This is a genomic window from Sphingobacterium nematocida (genome assembly GCF_900168125.1).
In the GTDB taxonomy this organism is placed as follows: Bacteria; Bacteroidota; Bacteroidia; order Sphingobacteriales; family Sphingobacteriaceae; genus Sphingobacterium; species Sphingobacterium nematocida.
The window spans coordinates 1-1,232 of sequence record NZ_FUZF01000042.1; the positions used below are offsets into that span (position 1 = coordinate 1).

The following is a 1,232-nucleotide window of genomic DNA, read 5'->3' on the forward strand; positions in this document are numbered from 1 at the left end:
TGTAATCTTCCCTTAAAATAGCTACGATTATTAATGTAGTTTTATAATTTAGGGACAATGAAAAAAAGTAAGTTTAGCGAATCACAAATCATCAAGATTTTATCACAGCAGGAAGCTGGGCAATCGGTTTCGGATATCTGCCGAGAGCATGGTATTAGCCAAGGGACTTTCTATTCTTGGAAGAGCAAATATTCGGGTATGGAGGTTTCGCAGCTTAAGCAGTTGCGGGAAATGGAAAAAGAGTTGGCGCAATACAAAAGGATTGTTGCCGAGCAGACTTTACAGATTACGGTTTTAAAAGACGTTATCGAAAAAAAGCTTTAGGGCCTGGCGAAAAGCGTGAGCTTGTAGGTTATGCCCGCGAAGATTTCGGGATGAGCCTTCGGCAGGCCTGTGCAGTATTCTGCCTAAGTACATCTGTTTTCTATTATCGTGCAAAGCGCAAAGATGACACAGAGGTCATCGAGCAGCTTTCCAAACTAGCTGAACTCCACCGTACATGGGGTTTCTGGATGATGTACCATCGCCTAAGAAAGTTGCAATATATATGGAACCATAAGCGTGTCTATCGTATTTATACCTCTATGCGGCTTAATCTAAGAAACAAGCGCAAGAAACGTCTTCCAGCACGTGTAAAAGCACCTTTACTCTGTCCTATTGGACCGAACATCACCTGGAGCCTTGATTTCATGCACGACACACTGGCTAGTGGAAAAACGATACGTACATTGAACGTCATAGACGATTTCAGTCGGGAGGCACTTTCCATTACAGTGGATACTAGCCTACCCGCCCAACGGGTAATTCGGGAACTGGAGAAACTACTGGAGTGGCGTGGCAAACCCGAAAAGATCCGTTCGGATAACGGCCCAGAGTTTGTCGCTGAAGCCATGCGGGGATGGTGTGAGCAGAACAACATACAATGGCAGTTTATCCAACCAGGAAAACCTACACAAAATAGTTTGATAGAACGGTTTAACAGAACTTTCAGGCAGGATGTGCTTGATAGCTATATGTTCAATAGCTTGCCTGATATTAGGAAATATGCAGCCGCATGGGCATGGATGTACAACAATGAAAGACCTCATTCTGCTTTGGGGCAGTTAACGCCGACTGAATTCCTGTTGAAATATGGAAAACTCTCCGAGTTTCCTACGTTCCAACAAGATAGCAATAGCAATTCCGATTGGAATTCTTTAGTTTTGGATGTAGCTAGCTAGGGTAAGATTACA

The 1,232-nt window shown here is 43.6% G+C and carries 1 protein-coding gene; it reads left to right on the forward strand.

Annotation, left to right across the window (positions count from 1 at the left end):
* The first annotated feature begins 57 nt into the window (after positions 1-57).
* A protein-coding gene (locus tag B5X76_RS21560; RefSeq protein WP_245801111.1) for an IS3 family transposase occupies positions 58-1,220 on the forward strand; the annotation gives its coding sequence in 2 pieces (ribosomal slippage) (positions 58-310 and positions 310-1,220; 1,164 coding nt in all).
* Positions 1,221-1,232 lie beyond the last annotated feature (12 nt).